Origin of the sequence: Streptomyces sp. NPDC087215 (assembly GCF_044744885.1) — a bacterium.
GTDB lineage: Bacteria > Actinomycetota > Actinomycetes > Streptomycetales > Streptomycetaceae > Streptomyces.
On record NZ_JBIUZD010000002.1, the window covers coordinates 1 to 16450 of the forward strand.

At 74.7% G+C, this 16450-nt stretch carries 12 protein-coding genes and 1 pseudogene; 10 read left to right on the forward strand and 3 right to left on the reverse strand.

Annotated features, from left to right (window positions below; all coding sequences use genetic code 11):
- On the forward strand, positions 1 to 187 hold a 187-nt coding region (locus ACIO92_RS04730; protein ID WP_402282200.1), incomplete at its 5' end, for a potassium-transporting ATPase subunit C.
- Between the two features lie 22 nt (positions 188 to 209).
- Here ACIO92_RS04730 and ACIO92_RS04735 read toward each other — a convergent pair.
- A complete protein-coding gene (locus ACIO92_RS04735) occupies positions 210 to 1358 on the reverse strand; it encodes a winged helix DNA-binding domain-containing protein (protein WP_402282202.1) in 1149 nt (382 codons plus the stop codon).
- A gap of 151 nt (positions 1359 to 1509) precedes the next feature.
- Here ACIO92_RS04735 and ACIO92_RS04740 point away from each other — a divergent pair, with 151 nt between their 5' ends.
- From ACIO92_RS04740 to ACIO92_RS04765, 6 genes and pseudogenes are all read left to right on the forward strand, one after another.
- The gene (locus tag ACIO92_RS04740; protein ID WP_366440658.1) at positions 1510 to 2391 is read left to right on the forward strand and encodes a hypothetical protein; all 882 of its coding nucleotides are present in this window, start codon (positions 1510 to 1512) and stop codon (positions 2389 to 2391) included.
- A 155-nt stretch (positions 2392 to 2546) separates the two neighbouring features.
- A complete protein-coding gene (locus ACIO92_RS04745; RefSeq protein ID WP_402282204.1) occupies positions 2547 to 3884 on the forward strand; it encodes an esterase-like activity of phytase family protein in 1338 nt (445 codons plus the stop codon).
- Positions 3885 to 4114: 230 nt separating this feature from the next.
- The gene (locus ACIO92_RS04750) at positions 4115 to 4963 is read left to right on the forward strand and encodes a hypothetical protein (RefSeq protein WP_366440656.1); all 849 of its coding nucleotides are present in this window, start codon (positions 4115 to 4117) and stop codon (positions 4961 to 4963) included.
- 154 nt (positions 4964 to 5117) lie between these two features.
- Positions 5118 to 5909 (forward strand): annotated as a pseudogene (locus tag ACIO92_RS04755) (ABC transporter ATP-binding protein); the annotation flags it as partial.
- A 230-nt stretch (positions 5910 to 6139) separates the two neighbouring features.
- A complete protein-coding gene (locus tag ACIO92_RS04760) occupies positions 6140 to 8671 on the forward strand; it encodes an ABC transporter permease (protein ID WP_402282206.1) in 2532 nt (843 codons plus the stop codon).
- Between the two features lie 704 nt (positions 8672 to 9375).
- The gene (locus tag ACIO92_RS04765; RefSeq protein WP_402282208.1) at positions 9376 to 11547 is read left to right on the forward strand and encodes an ATP-binding protein; all 2172 of its coding nucleotides are present in this window, start codon (positions 9376 to 9378) and stop codon (positions 11545 to 11547) included.
- Positions 11548 to 11655: 108 nt separating this feature from the next.
- Here the strand turns inward: ACIO92_RS04765 and ACIO92_RS04770 are convergent, their stop codons facing one another.
- Complete coding sequence (locus ACIO92_RS04770) at positions 11656 to 13158, reverse strand: hypothetical protein (protein ID WP_402282210.1); 1503 nt, start codon at positions 13156 to 13158, stop codon at positions 11656 to 11658.
- A 743-nt stretch (positions 13159 to 13901) separates the two neighbouring features.
- On the opposite strand from ACIO92_RS04770, the gene ACIO92_RS04775 reads away from it, so the two are divergent.
- Entirely contained in the window at positions 13902 to 14594 is a 693-nt protein-coding gene (locus ACIO92_RS04775) for a DUF998 domain-containing protein (protein ID WP_402282212.1), read from the forward strand.
- A 51-nt stretch (positions 14595 to 14645) separates the two neighbouring features.
- The gene (locus ACIO92_RS04780) at positions 14646 to 14858 is read left to right on the forward strand and encodes a DUF4287 domain-containing protein (protein ID WP_366440651.1); all 213 of its coding nucleotides are present in this window, start codon (positions 14646 to 14648) and stop codon (positions 14856 to 14858) included.
- Between the two features lie 376 nt (positions 14859 to 15234).
- Here ACIO92_RS04780 and ACIO92_RS04785 read toward each other — a convergent pair whose 3' ends face one another.
- The gene (locus ACIO92_RS04785; protein WP_366440650.1) at positions 15235 to 15375 is read right to left on the reverse strand and encodes a hypothetical protein; all 141 of its coding nucleotides are present in this window, start codon (positions 15373 to 15375) and stop codon (positions 15235 to 15237) included.
- 10 nt (positions 15376 to 15385) lie between these two features.
- On the opposite strand from ACIO92_RS04785, the gene ACIO92_RS04790 reads away from it, so the two are divergent.
- Positions 15386 to 16300 carry an AIR synthase-related protein gene (locus tag ACIO92_RS04790; protein WP_402282215.1) on the forward strand — a complete coding sequence of 305 codons (915 nt, stop codon included), beginning with the start codon at positions 15386 to 15388 and terminating at the stop codon, positions 16298 to 16300.
- Positions 16301 to 16450 lie beyond the last annotated feature (150 nt).

Genomic DNA, 16450 nt, shown 5'->3' on the forward strand with positions numbered 1-16450 from the left:
CTCCCCCGCCTACGCCGCACTCCAGGTCCACCGCGTCGCCCAACGCAACCACCTGACCGTGGCCCAGGTCGAACAGCTCCTCGCCGACCACACCGGCGGCCGGATCCTCGGCTTCATCGGCGAACCCCGCGTCAACGTCCTCCAGCTCAACACCGCCCTGAAGAACCTCCTGGCGGCGAAGGGCTGAGAGTCGGCACCCCTCCCGCTCCTCAACGAGCCGGGAGCAGCCGGGTCTCGACGGCCGGGAGGCCCTTGACCCACCAGTGGTCGTAGCGGCCGTAGACCCGGGGGTCGCGGTCGGCCAGCAGGGCACCGAGCGCCTCGGCCTCGGCCGCGAGCCCGTCCCACACCCGGGCGGGCAGCGGTTCGAAGGCCGAGGCTTCGACGCCTCCGTCGACCGGGCGCCAGACCCCGGCCACGTACCCGTCGACGAGGAGGGTCGGCAGGGTGTCGCCGTTCACCCGGATCACGTGCTTGCGGTACGCGGGCGGGAGGACGCGGCTCCGGTCGACGTAGGCGAGCAGGACGCTGTCCCACATGGCCATCAGGCGGGGCGGCGCCGGGACGTCCTCGTCGGGCAGCGGCGCCCCCGGCACGTCGTACAGGACCGTCCCTCCGGGCCCTTCCCGCTGCTCCAGGGCGTCGCCGAGCAGCCGTACCGCCGTGAGCGCCTTGCCCCGGGAGGTCAGGGCGAACTGGGCCATGTCGGGGACGGACGCCGGGCCGAAGCCCTCCAGATAGCGGCGGACGAGGACGGCGAGCCCCGCCGCCGGGGCCTCCGGGTCGGCGATGTCCGGCCGGGTGCTCGCCGTCACGAACGACTGGGCCGTCCCGAACGACCACGGCGGGCCCGTCGGCGCGTGCCACAGCGGGGCGTACTGCCGGATCATCCGCCAGACCACGGCCTCCACGGGGCCGCCCCGGGCCTCCTCGATGCGGGAGCGCAGCTCGGCCCCGCTCCGGGCCGTGCCCGCGTACTCCAGGAGACCGGGCAGCAGGGCGTCGGCGTCCTCGGCGGTGAACCCGGCCGCCCGGTAGCGGGGATCGCGCAGCCGGGAGCCGCGCAAGGTCGGCTCCATGGCCTCCCGGAAGGCCCGGTAGTCCTCGGCGTGCACGATGTGCAGCGTGAGCCGCATGAGGGTCGTCCGGATCAACTCGTACTGTTCCAGGGCCTCGTCGAGCCGCTCCGGGGCGAAGCCCTCGACACGGTTCCACAGTGCCACGTACGGCGAACCCGGCTGCTGCGCCTGGAGCGCGACCACCCGCCGTACGGCCTCCGCGACCCCGATCTGTTCCCGTCCGAGCAGCAACTGCCGGGCGAGCGTGGACCGGTTGAGGGCGCGTGCGGTGATCGTCATGGCGTGATTGTCCCCGGTGGCGACCGGAAACCGCCACCGGTTCCCGGCCCGCCCCCGAGGTGCGGCGAACCCTCCAGCGGACGCCCGTGGTTCACACGGCCCACGGCCGGAAGTCACCTGGATCTCACCCTTCCTCATGAGCATCGTCCCCATGACCTCCACGCGCATGACCTCCACGCCCCGGGCCGCCCGCCCCGCCGCCGCCGTGTCCGCCGTCGCCCTCGCCTCGGCCGCCGCGCTCCTCGTCCCGTCGTCCCCCGCGTACGCCGCCGCCAACGCCGTCCCGTCCTACGAGGTGAAGATCAACCTCACCGCGTCGGCCCTGGACGCCTCCCACAACCCCGGCGCGGCGGTCAAGTCGGCCTTCGGCATCACCGGTTCGGCCAAGGCGCGCTCCTACGGCTACTACGACACCGACGGCCTGGCGCTCGACGCCCAGGGCTGGAGCGTCCGGCTCCGCCACAAGGACGGCTCGTCCTTCGAGGAGACGTACAAGAAGCGCTTCCCCGTCACGGACGGCGACATCGACGCCGCCCTGACCACCGCGAAGGCGGCCGGTTTCGACAGCGGTGACACCAACTACAAGGCCGAGGTCGACTGGGGCTACGCCAAGCAGACCCTCAGCTTCAGCACGGAGAAGAGCCGCAGCGCCAAGGGCTACTCCGGCACCGCCCTCCCGGCCGACGCGACCGGCCGCGACTGGCTCGTGAACGACGTCCCCGGCAAGCTCGCCGACTGGAACTCCACCGGCTGGGGCACCGGCACCCTCCGGACCTCCCGCGTCCACGGCGGAGTGACCGCGAAGGTGTACGGCGGTGCCTGGGGCGCCTCGGACGACGCGAGCATCGAGGTGCTGCCGGTCGTCGGCGCGAACGGCACGGGCACGGAGTACGTCGTCGAGCTGTCCTTCAAGACGGACTCGTACACCGATGCGGCGAAGCTCCGCGCCGACGCCCTGGCCGTCGCCGAGACCAACGGCTGGCTGTACCACGGCGACATCCTCAAGACGCGGCTCGTCCTCGACCGTTACTAGGACACCGCCCGGCCGGGCCGCCGGGCCCGCCGTCGCCGCCGGGCGTTCACCAGGAACTCCCTCTCCCTTCGCACCCGCGATACCCCTCGTTGTGGCCGGAATCGGACCATGAGGCGGGCCTCACGGGCCACCACCATGTGTTCAAGGGAGTTCAGATGAATCCGCGCCTCCTGCGCCGGCCCGCCCTCGTTGTCCTGCCGCTGTCCGCCGCGCTCGCGCTCACGGCGCTCACGGGGACGGCCGGGGCGGAGCCCGCGCGGCACGGTCACGCCGCCCAGGTCGTCTCCACCTCGACCCTGCCCGACATCCCGTTGGGCCGGTTCAGCAACGCCCTGCTCCCCGGCAGCGTCGGCGACGACCGGAACGTGGACCTCGGCGGCATCGGCAGCGACCTCTACCCGGCCGGACGGCCCGGCGAGTACTGGACCGTCACCGACCGGGGCCCCAACGGCCAGATAGCGGTCGGCAAGGACAAGCGGCGCACCTTCCCGGTCCCCGGCTTCGACCCGGCGATCGTCAAGGTCCGGACCGTCGGCGACCGCCTCCGGGTCGTCCGGGCCATCCCGCTCACCACCGCGTCCGGCGCCCCCGTCACCGGCCTGCCCAACCAGCCGGGCCGCGACGAGGCCCCGTACACCTACGACGCCTCGGCCCCGCTCCCGTACAACCCGAACGGCCTCGACACCGAGGGCGTCGTCCGCGACCGCGACGGCAGCTTCTGGCTCGTCGACGAGTACGGCCCCTCGCTCGTGCACGTCTCCGCCCGGGGCCGGGTCCTCGCCCGCCACGTCCCCAAGGGGCTGGGCCTGACCGGCGCCGACTACCCGGTGGTCGAGTCCCTGCCGTCCGTCTTCCTCAAGCGCAAGATCAACCGTGGCTTCGAGGGCCTCGCGCTGCTCCCCGACGGCGACCTCGTGATGGCGCTCCAGAGCCCGCTCCTCAACCCCGACAAGGCCACCGGCGAGGAGTCCCGCAACACGCGCCTGGTGCGCTTCTCGCCCCGGAAGAACCGTGTCACCGCCGAGTACGCCTACCGCTTCGACCCGGTCGGCGTCGTCGAGCCGGGTCAGACGAAGACCTCCGAGCTGAAGATCTCCTCCGTCGTCGCGCTCGGCGGCGACCGCCTCCTCGTCCAGGAGCGCACCGACAAGTCCGCCCGCGTGTACGAGGTGCGGCTCCGCCGGAGCTCCGACATCCTCGGCTCCGCCTGGGACACCACCGCCTCCCCGGCCCTGGAGCAGCTCGACGGCCCGGCGGCCGACCGGGGCCCCTTCCTCGCCAAGCGCCTGGTGCTCGACCTGAACACCGTCCCCGGCGTCCCCGGCAAGATCGAGGGCATCGCCGTCGAGGGCTCCTCGACGCTCGTCGTCGTCAACGACAACGACTTCGGCATGACGGACGGCCCGGAGGCCTTCGACACCAGGGGCCGGCTCGTGGACAGCGGTATCGAGACGAAGCTCGTCCGCGTACGGCTGGCGCACCCGATCCGCTGACCCGATCAGCTGACCGGTCCGCCGCCCCGGCCTCCCGGGGGCCGTGCGGGTGATCTCGGCGGCCGTACGGCGACCCGCGTCCCGTACGGCCGCCGTCCCGATCAGGTGGAAGATCGTTCCTGCTGCCGGGGGCACCGGTACGGCCCCGGGGTCGGTCGCCTTCCTCCAGGTGACCGTTGCGGGTCCGGCTCGTTGCCCGGTCGATATCGGTCACACGACGGAGGTGTGCAGTGAGCGGAGAAGTGAGCGGAGAACGGACGGGCACGGCGCGGAAGCCGGTCATGGGCGACGCCGAGGACGTACGCGGGGCGGCCGAGGCGCTGGGCCGGGGGTGCGCCGTCGCACACGGCTTCGGCAACCTCTACGCCCTCACCGCCCGCGCCGACCGCGAGGTCGTCGAACGGGTCAACCGGATGAAGGGCCGCCCGGCCACCCAGGTCGGCAGCGTCACCACCGTCCGCGACCGGGTCCGTTCCCTCTTCGACTGGCCCCGGCTGCCCGCCGAGATCCCCCGTCGGCAGATCCAGGACCTCGTCGACGAACTGTTCGCCCTCGGCCCCTTCGGCTTCCGGGGCCCCGCCGCCGCCCACGTACCGCCCCATCTGACCGCCGTCCAGGACGGCGTGCCGACGGTCCAGCTGATCGGCCCCGGCTACCGCTGCCCCTCCAACCGCTTCCTCGCCGAAGCCCTGGCGGGCACCGGCGCCGGATTCCTCTCCGTCACCTCGATGAACCTCTCCCGGCACCGGACCGGAGCGGACCACGAACCGGCGCACTGGCGCGCCGACGGGGTGGCGGCCGATTTCGGCCACGAGCCGGAGGTCCGCATCCTCGCCCACGAGGACGAGACCGCCGCCCGCCTCCGGCACCCGCACCACGCCACGACCTCGACCACGCTGCTGTCCTTCCACCACACGCCGGGCCACGGCCGCTCCGGGCTGCCCGCCCTCACCCTCGAACGGCACGGCTCCCTCTCCGCCGACCACACCCGCGCGGTCGCCGCCAACCACGGCTTCGCCCTCGTGGTCCCGCCCCGGGCCGCACCGCGCCTGACCGCCCGGAGCTACCCGTCGGGCTGAGACGGGCCCCGGACGCTCCCGTGCCCCGCCGTATCCATCCCCCGCACCTGCCGGGGGATACCCCCACCCGCAGGAGCCCGGCTGACTCCATTTCCGCTGGTCGACCCCCTGACTACGGTCGGAGACACAGTCGGTCGGCGAGGAAGGGAACATCATGGGGCGGCGTCGGGACAGCGGAGACACCGAACGGCACGGGGGCGCGACCCCCGCGATCGAGGTACGTTCCGTCACCCGCTCCCACGGGCGGGGAGCCGGGGCCGTACGCGCCCTCCACGGGGTGGACCTGACGCTGGAGCGGGGCAGCTTCACCGCCGTGATGGGCCCCTCGGGCTCCGGCAAGAGCACCCTCCTCCAGTGCGCGGCCGGTCTGGACCGGCCGACCTCCGGGCAGGTGCTGCTCGGCGGGGAGGACATCACCGGTCTCAGCGAGGACCGGCTGACGAAACTGCGGCGCACCCGCGTCGGGTTCGTCTTCCAGTCCTTCAACCTGCTGCCCTCCCTGACGGTCCTCCAGAACGTGCTGCTGCCCCAGCGGCTCGCGGGCGTACGGCAGGACCGGCGGCGGGCCCAGCAGCTCCTCACCGAGGTGGGGCTCGCGGACCACGGCGGCAGGCGCCCCGGTCAGCTGTCGGGCGGTCAGCAGCAGCGGGTGGCCATCGCCCGCGCGCTGATCACGGACCCGGAGGTGGTGTTCGCGGACGAGCCGACCGGCGCCCTGGACACCCGGTCCGCCCGGGAGGTCCTGGGGCTGCTGCGGCGCGCGGTCGACACGATGGGCGCCACGGTCGTCATGGTCACCCACGACCCGGTGGCCGCGTCCCACGCGGACCGGGTGCTCTTCCTGGCCGACGGGACCCTGGCGGGCACCCTGCGACAGCCGGACCCGCAGACGGTGGCCGATCGGATGAACAGGCTGACGGGCGGGGCGGGGGCGTCGGGAGAGGCGGGTGGGGTCGCTGGTGCGGCTGGTCTGGCTGGTCTGGCTGGTCTGGCTGGTCTGGGTGGTGTGGGTGGTGCGGGGGGCGCAGGTGGGGCGGCTGGCGCCTGGTCCACCACCGGTACCACAGACATCATGGGCACCACGGGCACCACAGGCACCACGGGCACCACGGGCACCACAAGTGTCACGGGCATCACCGGCACCGACGCTGCTCAGGGCCGTGCGGGGGCCGCCGCGTGACGAACGGTCTCGCACGGGCCTCCGTGCGCTTCAGACCGGCGTCCTTCGTGGGCAGCCTCGTCGCCCTGTTCCTCGCGGCGGTCGTCATCACCGCCTGCGGCACCCTGCTCCAGACCGGCGTCACCGCCCACGCGCCGACCGTGCGCTACACCGGGTCCCCCGTGGTCGTCTCCGGCGACCCCTACGTCCGGATCACCTTCCAGGAGGCCGGGGAACGGCAGTCGCAGCAGAGCCCGCTGCCCGAGCGCGCCCGGGTCGCCACGGCCCTCGCCGCCGAGATCGCCGCCCGGCCCGGCGTCGCCGGGGCCGTACCCGACCTGTCCTTCCCCCTCCTGACGGCGGGGGGACCGGACGCGCCGCCCGCCCTCACCGGACGGAACTTCTCGGCCACCGCCCTCATCGCGGGGAACCCGCCCCCGGGCCGCGCCCCCGGAGCCGGAGAGGTCGTCCTCGAAGAAGGTGCCGCACGGGCGGCGGGCCTCGCTCCCGGAGACAGGGTGTCGCTGAACGCCCCTGGAGGCGGCGGGAGTTACCTGGTGGCGGGGCTGCTTCCCGCACCGGCCGACGGCCCGAGCGCCTGGTTCGCGGACCCGGTGGCCGACAAGCTGTCCGGACACCCCGGGACGGCCGACGCCATCGCCGTGACCGCCCGGGACGGCGTGTCCACGGCCGCCCTCGCGGAGCGGGTGCGCCGGGCCGTGGACGGCCGCGCCGAGGTCGCCACCGGTGACGCGCGCGGCGCCGTGGAGGTCCCGGCGCTCGCCGGGGCCGAGGAGGTGCTGACCGGCCTCGGCGGCTCCTTCGGCGGCATCGCCGCCCTGACCGCCGTCTTCGTCGTCGTGGGCACGATCGCGCTGGCCACCGGACAGCGGGCCCGGGAGTTCGCCGTGCTGCGGGCGATCGGCGCGACGCCCCGGCAGATCCGCCGCACCATCGCCACCGAAGCGCTGTTCGTCGCCCCCGTCGCGGCGGCCCTGGGCGTCCTGCCCGGTGTGGCGCTGGCCCGCTGGTGGTTCGGCGAACTCGTCGACCGGGGTGCCGTACCGCCCCAGGTCTCCCTGGACACGGGCGTCCTGCCGATGGCGATCGCCGTGGGGATCTGCGCGCTCGCCGCGCTGACGGCCGGCTGGGTGGCCGCCCGCCGCCCCGCGCGGCTGCGCCCCGGGCAGGCGCTGGGGGAAGCGGCCGTGGAGCCCGCCCGGCCCGGCGCCGTCCGGATCGTCCTGGGGCTCGGGGCCCTCGCGGGCGGCACCGCGCTCGCCGTACTGGCCGCCCGGCTCGGCGGCGAGGACGCCGCCGACACCGCCCTCGGCGTCATCATGTGCTTCCTGCTCGGCGTCGCCCTGCTCGGCCCGCTCCTGGCCCGGCTGTGCGCGAGCGTCCTCGGACTGCCCCTGAAGGCGGGCGCCGCCGGGGCCCCCGGCTCCCTGGCCGCCGACAACACCCGGGCCCAGGCCCGCCGTCTGGCCTCGGCCATCACCCCGATCATCATGGTCACGGCCTTCTGCGGGACGCTGCTCCTCATCCAGAGCAGCGTCGGTCACGCCTCGGGGGAGAACGTCCGGCACGCGGTCGTCGCCGACCACGTGCTCGGCTCGACCGGCCCCGGTCTGCCCGCCGGAACCGCCGAACGGGCCGCCCGCACACCGGGCGTGGCCGCCGCGACCGGGGTGCTCCGCACCGGAGCGCTCCACCGGTCGGGCGACACGCTCGCCTCCGTGACGGTCCTGGGCGTCTCCGGCGACCCGCGCGCCCTGCCCGAGGTGCTCGACCTCGGGGTGCGGAGCGGTTCGCTGGGCGCCCTGCGGGCTGCCGACACCGTCGCCCTCGACGCCATGGTCGCCGAGGACCTGGGGGTACGGGCGGGGGACCGGGTCGCGCTCTGGCTGGGCGACGGCACCGAGGTCCGGCCCACCGTGGTCGCCACGTACGCGCGGGGACTCGGCGTGGGACAGGCCGTGATGCCCCGCGCCGCGCTCGCCGCGCATGTGACGACCGCCCTGGACAGCGAGGTGCTCGTCGCGGCGGCCCCCGGCACCGACCCGGAGGAGGCGGCCCGCCGACTCGGCGCGCTCGCCCGGGGGACGACCGTCACCGACGCGGCCGGATACGGGACCCAGGCCGACCGCGCGCGGGAACTCAACGCCTGGGCCAACACGGTCATGGCCGCCGTGCTCGGCGGGTTCGCCGCCGTGGCCGCCGCCAACACCCTGGTGATGACGGTCCTCGACCGCCGCCGCGAGATCGGCCTCCTGCGCCTCTCCGGCACCACCCGGCGCCAGGTGCGGGACATGATGCGCTGGGAGGCGCTCCTCGTCGCCGTGTCCGGCCTCCTCGTCGGCGCGGCCATCGCCTGGATCACCCTCGTCCCCATCACCCGGGGCATCACGGGAGCGGCCCCGTACGTCCCGCCGGGCACGGCGGCCCTCCTGGTCGGCGGCGCCCTCCTCCTCACCCTCACCGCCACGGGCCTGCCCACCCTGTCCCTGCTCCGCACCCGCCCGATCGAAGCGGGCAACGGCCGCTAGGACGCCCGCAGGGGCCGGGGGCCCGGCGGGGGAGCCCGTACGACCAGAGGCGGGGCCGGAGCCCGTACGACGGGAGAAGCCCGTACGGCGGGGGTGGCCGTACGGTCCGGTGGGTCGTACGGCGGGGCCGGTCAGCCGCCGCAGCAACCGGCCGGAGCCGCTGTCCCGGCCGCCACCCCCGCCCCACGACCCGCCCCACCCGCCGCGCCCTCGCATCCGTGCCGCGTCCTCGGGCCGATGACCCGTGCCGAAGGGCGGCGCGTCGCGGGGGCGGCCCTCTTCGTCAGCTTCCGCCACGTCGTCGGCTGGATCTCGCCCTGGCCGTCTGGCGGCTTGGCCGGATCGAGGAGAGACGGACCGCCGGACTCGCCCCCGGGGAGACCGCCGGACTCGCCCCGGACGAGGGGAAGACGTCGGCCCGGTGGAGTGCCGGGCGCTGAGCGGGAGCGTTCGTCATGCCGGGGGCGTACGGGGATGCGTGGGGGGTGTACGGGGAGGTGCCGGGGTGCCGGGGTGCCGGGGTTCGTGCGGGGCGAGGTGACGGAGTCGTCCCGCCCGGTTCACTCTTCCGGCTCCGGCGGGCCCGGGGGCCGCGTGTATCGCGCCGGACGGGGGAGTCGAAGAGGCGCGAACGCCCCCACGATCCGCTGACGCGGCGATACAGTCCGGCGGAACGGGTCCGGCGACCAGGGGGAGGGGCCGACGTGCTGGAGGTCGTGGCGCTCAGTGCGCTGACCACGTTCCTGCTGGGGGTGGGGAACGGAGCCGCGGGAGAGATCGGCAAGAACCTGACCCTGTCGGCGGGAGCCCTGGTCAGAAGGACCCTCGGGCGGGAGACCCCGCTCCCCGCCGACGCGGAGGAGCGCCGGGCGCTGGCCGGACGCGTGCACGCCCGCCTCGGGAACGATCCACGGCGGGCCGGTGAGTGGGCGCTGATGCTGGAGAGCGCCCCCGACGAGGCCCCGGAACCGTCCCGGGGCGCGATGCCCCCGGCGCCATGGGCGTTCACGGACCGCCAGAAGGTGCTCAAGCGGCTGATGAAGGAGGCCGACCGCCCCTGGGAGGGGCGGCCCCGGGTCGTACTCCTCTCGGGCCCCCCGGGCAGCGGCTCCACCTCGGTCGCGCTCCGGCTCGGGGCACAGGGCCGTGACCGGTTCCCCGACGGGCGGTACTACGTCGACCTGCGCGACACCGCCGGGGAGACCGGGCCGGAACCGTCGGCGGTCCTGCTGCGGCTGCTGCGCGAGATGGACGTGGCGGCCGACCGCGTCCCCGCCACCGAGGCGGGCCGCGAGCGGCTCTACCGGACGCTCACCGAGGGGCGCAGGGCCCTGGTGGTGATCGACCACACGACCTCGTCCGCGCAGGTCCGCGCCCTCGTACCGGCGACCCCCGGGGTCCTGCTCGTGGTCGTCGTGTCCGGGCCGCCCCCGCTCGTCGAGGCCGAGCGGATCGCCGTACCGCCGCTGAGCGACCGGTACGCGAAGCAGCTCGTACGGAAGGTGGCCGGGCCGGACCACGCCGCACGGGTCAAGGCCGGGCTGCCCGGAGTGCTCGACCGCTGCCGGGGCAACGCGTTCGCCCTTCACACGGAGGCCCGGCTCCTCACCCGGGACGAGCCGGGGCCGCTGCCCGCGCCCCCGGCGGGCCGGGCGCCCGGGGCCGCCCTCCCGGCCGTCACGGGGCCGGACCATCCGGTACGGACGGCGGCGCGTCTCGCCTCGCTCCGGCTCGGTCCCGAGGCGGTGCGCCTGTGCCGGCTGACCGCGCTCGGCGGCTGGCCGTCCGTCAGCGCCGTGATCGCCGCGTCCGCCGCCGGCACCGACGGGGCGACGGCCGCCCGGCTGCTCGACGAGGCGGTGGCCGTCGGCCTCCTGGAGCCCCTCCCGGACCTGCGGTACCGCTTCCGGCCCGAGACCAGGAGACAACTGGCCGAGACCGCCACCGCCGAGTACGGCCTCGGCGCCTGCGCGGACGCCGTGGACCGGATGCTCGAAGCGCTGCTCGGGCGCGTACTGCCCGCGTCCCGCGCCGCCCTGCCGGAGAGCTGGCGGACCGAACTCCCGCCCCGGTACCGGGGCGGGGCCGACGAGGTCCCGGACGGTATCGCCGTACTGGCGGCGGAGGTGGCCAACGTGGCCCGTGCGGTCGTCCTCGCCGAGGAGCACCGGCGGACCGGCACCGCCCTCTGGCTGGCCCGTGCCCTGTGGCCGCTCCAGCTGAAGGCCGGACACTGGGACGAGGTGCTCCCGGCGCTCCGGGACGCGGCGCGCCACGCCGAGGAGAGCCGGGCGGACGAACGGATGGCGGGCGCGCTCCACTTCCAACTGGCGCACTGCCTGGGGGAGATGGGCCGGACCGAGCAGGCGTGGCGGGCTGCTCGGGCGGCCGTGACGTACGAGCGGGCGGCCGGTCATCTGCGGGGCGAGGCCTCGGCCGTGGAACTGCTGGGCCTGTTGAGCCTGAACCGCTGGTCGTACGAGGAGGCCCACGAGAGGTTCACCGAGGCCGAGGCCGTCTACCGGAGGATCGGGGCGGGCGAGGAGGGCGCGGCCGACCTGCCGAGGGCCCTCGCGCTGGCCGAACGCCACCGGGGCCGGGCCCTGCGCGGGATGGGCAGGACGGAGGAGTCCCGCCGGTGCCTGGAGAACGCCGTGGACTTCTTCGCGGGCCGCACCGGGGCGCCCCCGGAGGCGTACAACCGGGCCCGTTCGCTCACGGACCTGGCGGAGACCCTGCACGAGAGCGGCGACGACACGGCGGCCCTGGCCAGGATCGCCGAGGCGGAGACGCTGCTGCCGTCCTCCGCGACCCCGCACCTCGCGTATCTCGCGGGCCTGCGACGGCGGTGCGTCGGCTCCGCGTCGGCGGGGTGAGCGGGCCGTCCCCCGGCGGGCCGGTGTGACGGCCCGGCGCGGCGCCGTCCGGTGCGGTGTCGTCCGGGCGGGGCGCCGCCGCGCTCGCACCCTGCGCCGCCCGCTGGCTCAGCCGGAGGCCTCCACGCGGAACGGATGCGCACCGCCGCCGGTGTGCGCCCGGAGCACGATCCCCCGCGCGGGGACCGTCCCGCCGTACGCCAGCCAGGCGTGCAGGGCCGAGGCGTACGCGGCCGGATCGGCGTCCGCTCCGGCGTCCGCTCCGGCGTCCGCCCCGGCCTCCGCTTCGGTGCCCGCCCCCGCTTCGGCGGCCAGCCGGTACGTGCCGTGTGCCCGGCTTCGTACGACACAGGTGCCGGGCCCCGTCACGTACACCGCCGTCGCGCAGTGCGGATGCAGCCGCAGCACCTCACCGGTCCACGTGCCGGGGCCGCCCAGACGCGGATCGTCGGCCCGCCCGTCGCGCGTGATCACGTCCGCCACGTCGAGGTCCTCCGCGCGCCGGGTCTCCTCGTGCACGGCGAGATGGGCGTCGCCGAAGGCGCCGGGGGGATGCCCGGCGGACCGCTCGACCACGATGTCCGTCCCCTCCGCCCGGGTCCGTACGTACAGCGGGGACGTCACCCTTCGCGGGGTGTACGGGGGGAGCGGGAGCGGTTCGAGGGACGCGGGGACGGTCGGCTCGGGCAGGTCCATCAGGGCGTAGAAGTGGCCGCGCAGCAGCCCGGCCGAGCGGCCCGGGGCCGAGGTGACGAACCCGGCGGGGGCGGGATCCGGCCGGTGCGCCTCGATCCCCCGTGCCACCTGGGGGAGCAGCGGGGCGTGCGGGTCGAGCCGGGGCGCGTGCCGGACGAAGTCCGCGAGGGGCGCCTCGGTGTCGAGCACGTCCGTTCCGTCGGCGGTCAGCAGGACGGGGGTGCCGAGGGCGGCGGCGTAGTACGACACCGCCCCGAAGTCCCCGAGGACGAGGTCGGCGGCGAGCAGGGCCTGCCGCCACGCGTGGACGGGGTCGATCAGGGCCAGTCCGTCGCGCCGCGCGCGGTCGAGCCAGGCCCGGATCTGGCCGGGACCGTGCCCGTACCAGATGTTCGGATGGAGGACGGCGGCCAAGTGGTAGTCGTCGAGCGGTAGTTCGGCGGCCAGCCGGGGGAGGAGGCCGGGCAGGACGTCCCGCCCGCCGCCGTTCCCGAAGAGCCCTTCGGGGTTCCACGTGGAGTTCAGGACGACGAGCCGTTGTCCCCGGCGGACTCCGAGCGCCCGCCGGAACCTGTCCCGGTACGGGCGCGCCGCGAGCATACGGTCGTAACAGGGGTCACCCGCGAGGACGGCCGAGGGGACCGCCTCCGCGCAGACGCGCGCGAGCCGCTCCAGCTGCTCGGGGTGGGAGAGGACGAGCCCGTCGACGAAGGGCCGTCCGTCGGGCAGCAGCCACTCCGGCGAAAGGCCGAAGGTGGGTTCCGGGCTCTCGGCTTCCGGGTCCGGGGCGTGTGTGGGTCCTGGGCTCCCGGCTCCCGGCTCCCGGCTCCCGGCTCCCGGCTCCCGGCTCCCGGCTCCCGGCTCCCGGCTCCCGGCTCCCGGCTCCCGGCTGGGCCAGTTTCTTAGTGTATCCAACACCGTGGGAGAGGACGGACAAGTTCCCCTGGATCAGGTCGAGTTCGCCGCCGAAGCTCGCCGAGATCGCCAGGTCCACGGGCGTGGACAGGGCCTGTTCCCAGGGCAGTTCGGGCAGTTGCAGTTCATGGAGGAGGTCGCGGACGCCGTCCTGGAAGGCGGACGACCCCGTGGAGGTGACCAGGAGCTGGACGCGGAAGTCGTCGTGGAACAGCGGCACCAGGTCCATCAGGCGGCCCGCCGAAGTGACGTTGTGGACCACGAGGAGCACCCGGCGCCGGGTGCTCCTGCTCGTCCACCGGTGGGATCCCTCCCCGACCGGTACGCGAATGGCCAGGGGTTCGGGCCCCACGGGTGACCTCCTGAACGAGCGTGACGTCGTCGCGCCACCCTATCCGCGACCGGTGCCGCGACCGGTGGTCCGGTGGCGTCGCCGGAGGCGGCTGACGCATCGCGCGGTTTTCCACCCATGAGGCGGTGCGGGTGGTGCGGCGCCGTGCCGGGGGTTCCGGCCGATGCCGGGGGGACTCCGTACGGGAGTGGGCGCCGCGCCCCGGACCCCTCGCCGCCCGGCAGGCGCGGGCCGTTCCGCCGGGCGCCGGAGAGGGCCATGGTCGAACGGTGGCCCCCGCCCGACCCCGTACGCCTCTGGCGGGTGACGCGGGTCACAGTCGTCCCGCCGATGACTTCACCGCTCGGCCTCGGTCATACGTACGACAGAAACCGAACGAGGAAGGCTCGACATGACGAGGACGCTCAGCGCCGGTTCCCGCGCGGTTCCCCGCTCCGGTGACGCGCGGTCGACGCTACGGGGGCCGGTGGCCGGTGCGGTCGTGGCGGGGCCGCTGTTCCTCGGGGCGGGTGTCGTCCAGGGGCTGACCCGTGACGGCTTCGACTTCGGCCGGAACGCGATCAGTCAGCTGGCCCTCGGTGAGGCGGGCTGGATCCAGACCGTCAACTTCCTGCTCGCCGGGGCCCTGTTGGTCACGGGCGCGGCCGGACTGCGCCGCACGCTGGGCGGGGGAGCGGGAGGGACATGGGGTCCCGCGCTGATCGGGATCTTCGGCGTGTCGTTCTGGGCGGCGGCGGTGTTCCCGGCGGACGCCGGGGCGGGGTTCCCGGCCGGAGCCCCGGACGCGACCACGATGAGCGGTCACGGAACCGCGCACATGGCCGCCGGGATGATCGGCTATCTCGCCCTGTGCGCCGCCTCGGTCGTCCTGGCCCGCCCGCTCGCCGCCCGGGGCCACCGTGGCTGGGCCGTCGCCTCCCGGCTCGTGCCCGTGGCGGTGCTCGCCGGATTCATGGCCTCGGCCGTCTCCGTCCCGGCCTTCACGGCGGGGGCGGGCCTGGGCCTGGTGTGGCTGGCCGCGGTGGCCGCCCGCCTGGCCGTCACCCGGCGGATCGCTGGACGGCCGCCGCTCCACCGCGCATGATCGAAAACATCGAGATCGACGAAAACCGATCGGACAGGAACGGGGCATCTCATGACTGACGCAGTAAAGGGTCCTGCCAGCTACTTCCCCTCCATCGAGAAGAAGCACGGCCGCCCGATCGCGGAGTGGAAGGACCTCATCCGCACCTCGCCGCTCACCAAGCACATGGAACTCGTGAACTGGCTCAAGTCCGAACACTCCCTGGGCCACGGCCACGCCAACGCCCTCGTGGCCCACACGCTCGCCGAGGACGCCGCCGAGTAGCCCCGCGAACGGCCGCCGCTCCCGCACGAACGTGTCCGAAGGCCAGGGGCGAGTGTCGGCGGCGGGCGAATTCCCGCCCGGGCAGGTACCAGGCCAACGATGACCCGGGCTTCCCTGCATGACCGCGCGTCAGTTCCGCAAGGGCGCCCCCTCGGCCGCTGTCATCACGGATTCGGCCGTTGTGCTGACGGTGCCTTGCCGCCGAGAACTGATCGTTTACCGTGTGTCCATCATTCGCTTCTCACAGTGACCATCGTGTGTCGCTCGGGCACCGTGAGACCCACGCTCGGCAGTGAACGGCGATGGAGCCGTGTCACATCCGCACGGCAGACAGGCGGTTGTCACTCATGTCGGAGTAGGAGAAGGCCGGCGTCGACTACTCGGTCCTCGACCGGGTCAAGCGGGCGGCCGTCGAGCGGGCGGCGGCCACGGCCGGGCTGTTGAGCTCCTCCGGGGGCCGGGAGTTCGCCGGGTCGCGGGGGGCGACGGCGTACGTCTTCGAAGTGGGCGGGCTCACGCTCGCGACGGTGACCGAAGGGCTGGGTACCAAGTCGGTCATCGCCGAGCGGTTCCTCGAGCTGTCCGGGGTGAGCCGGTTCGCGGATCTCGCTGTGGACGCCGTGGCCTCCATCGTCAACGACGTCGTCTCCGTCGGCGCGAAGCCGCTGGTCGTCACCGCGTACTTCGCCACGGGCGATGCCGCCTGGTACGAGGACGAGCGCAAATCCCTGGAACTGCTCTCCGGCTGGCAGCGGGCCTGCGAGGAGTCCGGCGCGGTCTGGGGCGGGGGCGAGTCGCCGGCCCTCCCCGGGCTGCTGACCGGTGCCGGCATCGAGCTGGGCGGCAACGCCCTGGCCCTTGTCCCGCCGGGGCGCCGCCCCGTCCTGGGCGAAGAGGTGCGTCCCGGTGACCGGATCGTCGTGCTGCCGGGTTCAGGCCTGCATACGAACGGGGCCTCGCTGGCCAGGCACGTCGCCGCCGGGTTGCCGAGCGGCCTGATGACCGTGCTGCCGAGCGGTCGCACCCTGGGCGCGGCGCTGCTGGACCCGTCGGTGCTCTACCCGGCGTTCGTCCGCGCGTTGCTGGATTCACCGGTCGTGCCGCACTTCCTGAATCCGATCACCGGCCACGGCCTGCTGAAGATGCTGCGACCCTCCGCCGACGTGCGATACGTCCTCGACGTGCTGCCGGACGTCCCAGAGGTCCTGGACTTCCTGGCGTCCAGCAGCGGCATGTCGCCCTCGGAGGCGTACGCCACGCTCAACATGGGCTTCGGCTACGTCGCCGTGGTGTCCGCCGACGACGCCGACCGGACGGTGGAGATCGCACGCGGCGCCGGGTACGAGGCGTTCGTGGCGGGCGAGGTCGTGGCGGGCGACAAGTCGGTGTCCGTTCCCTCGCTCGGGATCGTGTACGGCGGCGACGAACTACAGATCAGCTGACGACCGGCTCCAGCGGAATGCGGCGCCCAGGGGTGCCATCGGTGAGGCGAAGCGCCCACCACCCATCCGTCAGACGGCAGGAGGCAGAGATGAGCGCGGAGCGCGCACGCTTACCCGGAGAGTTACGAGGGGGGTTACCCGGACAGGGGG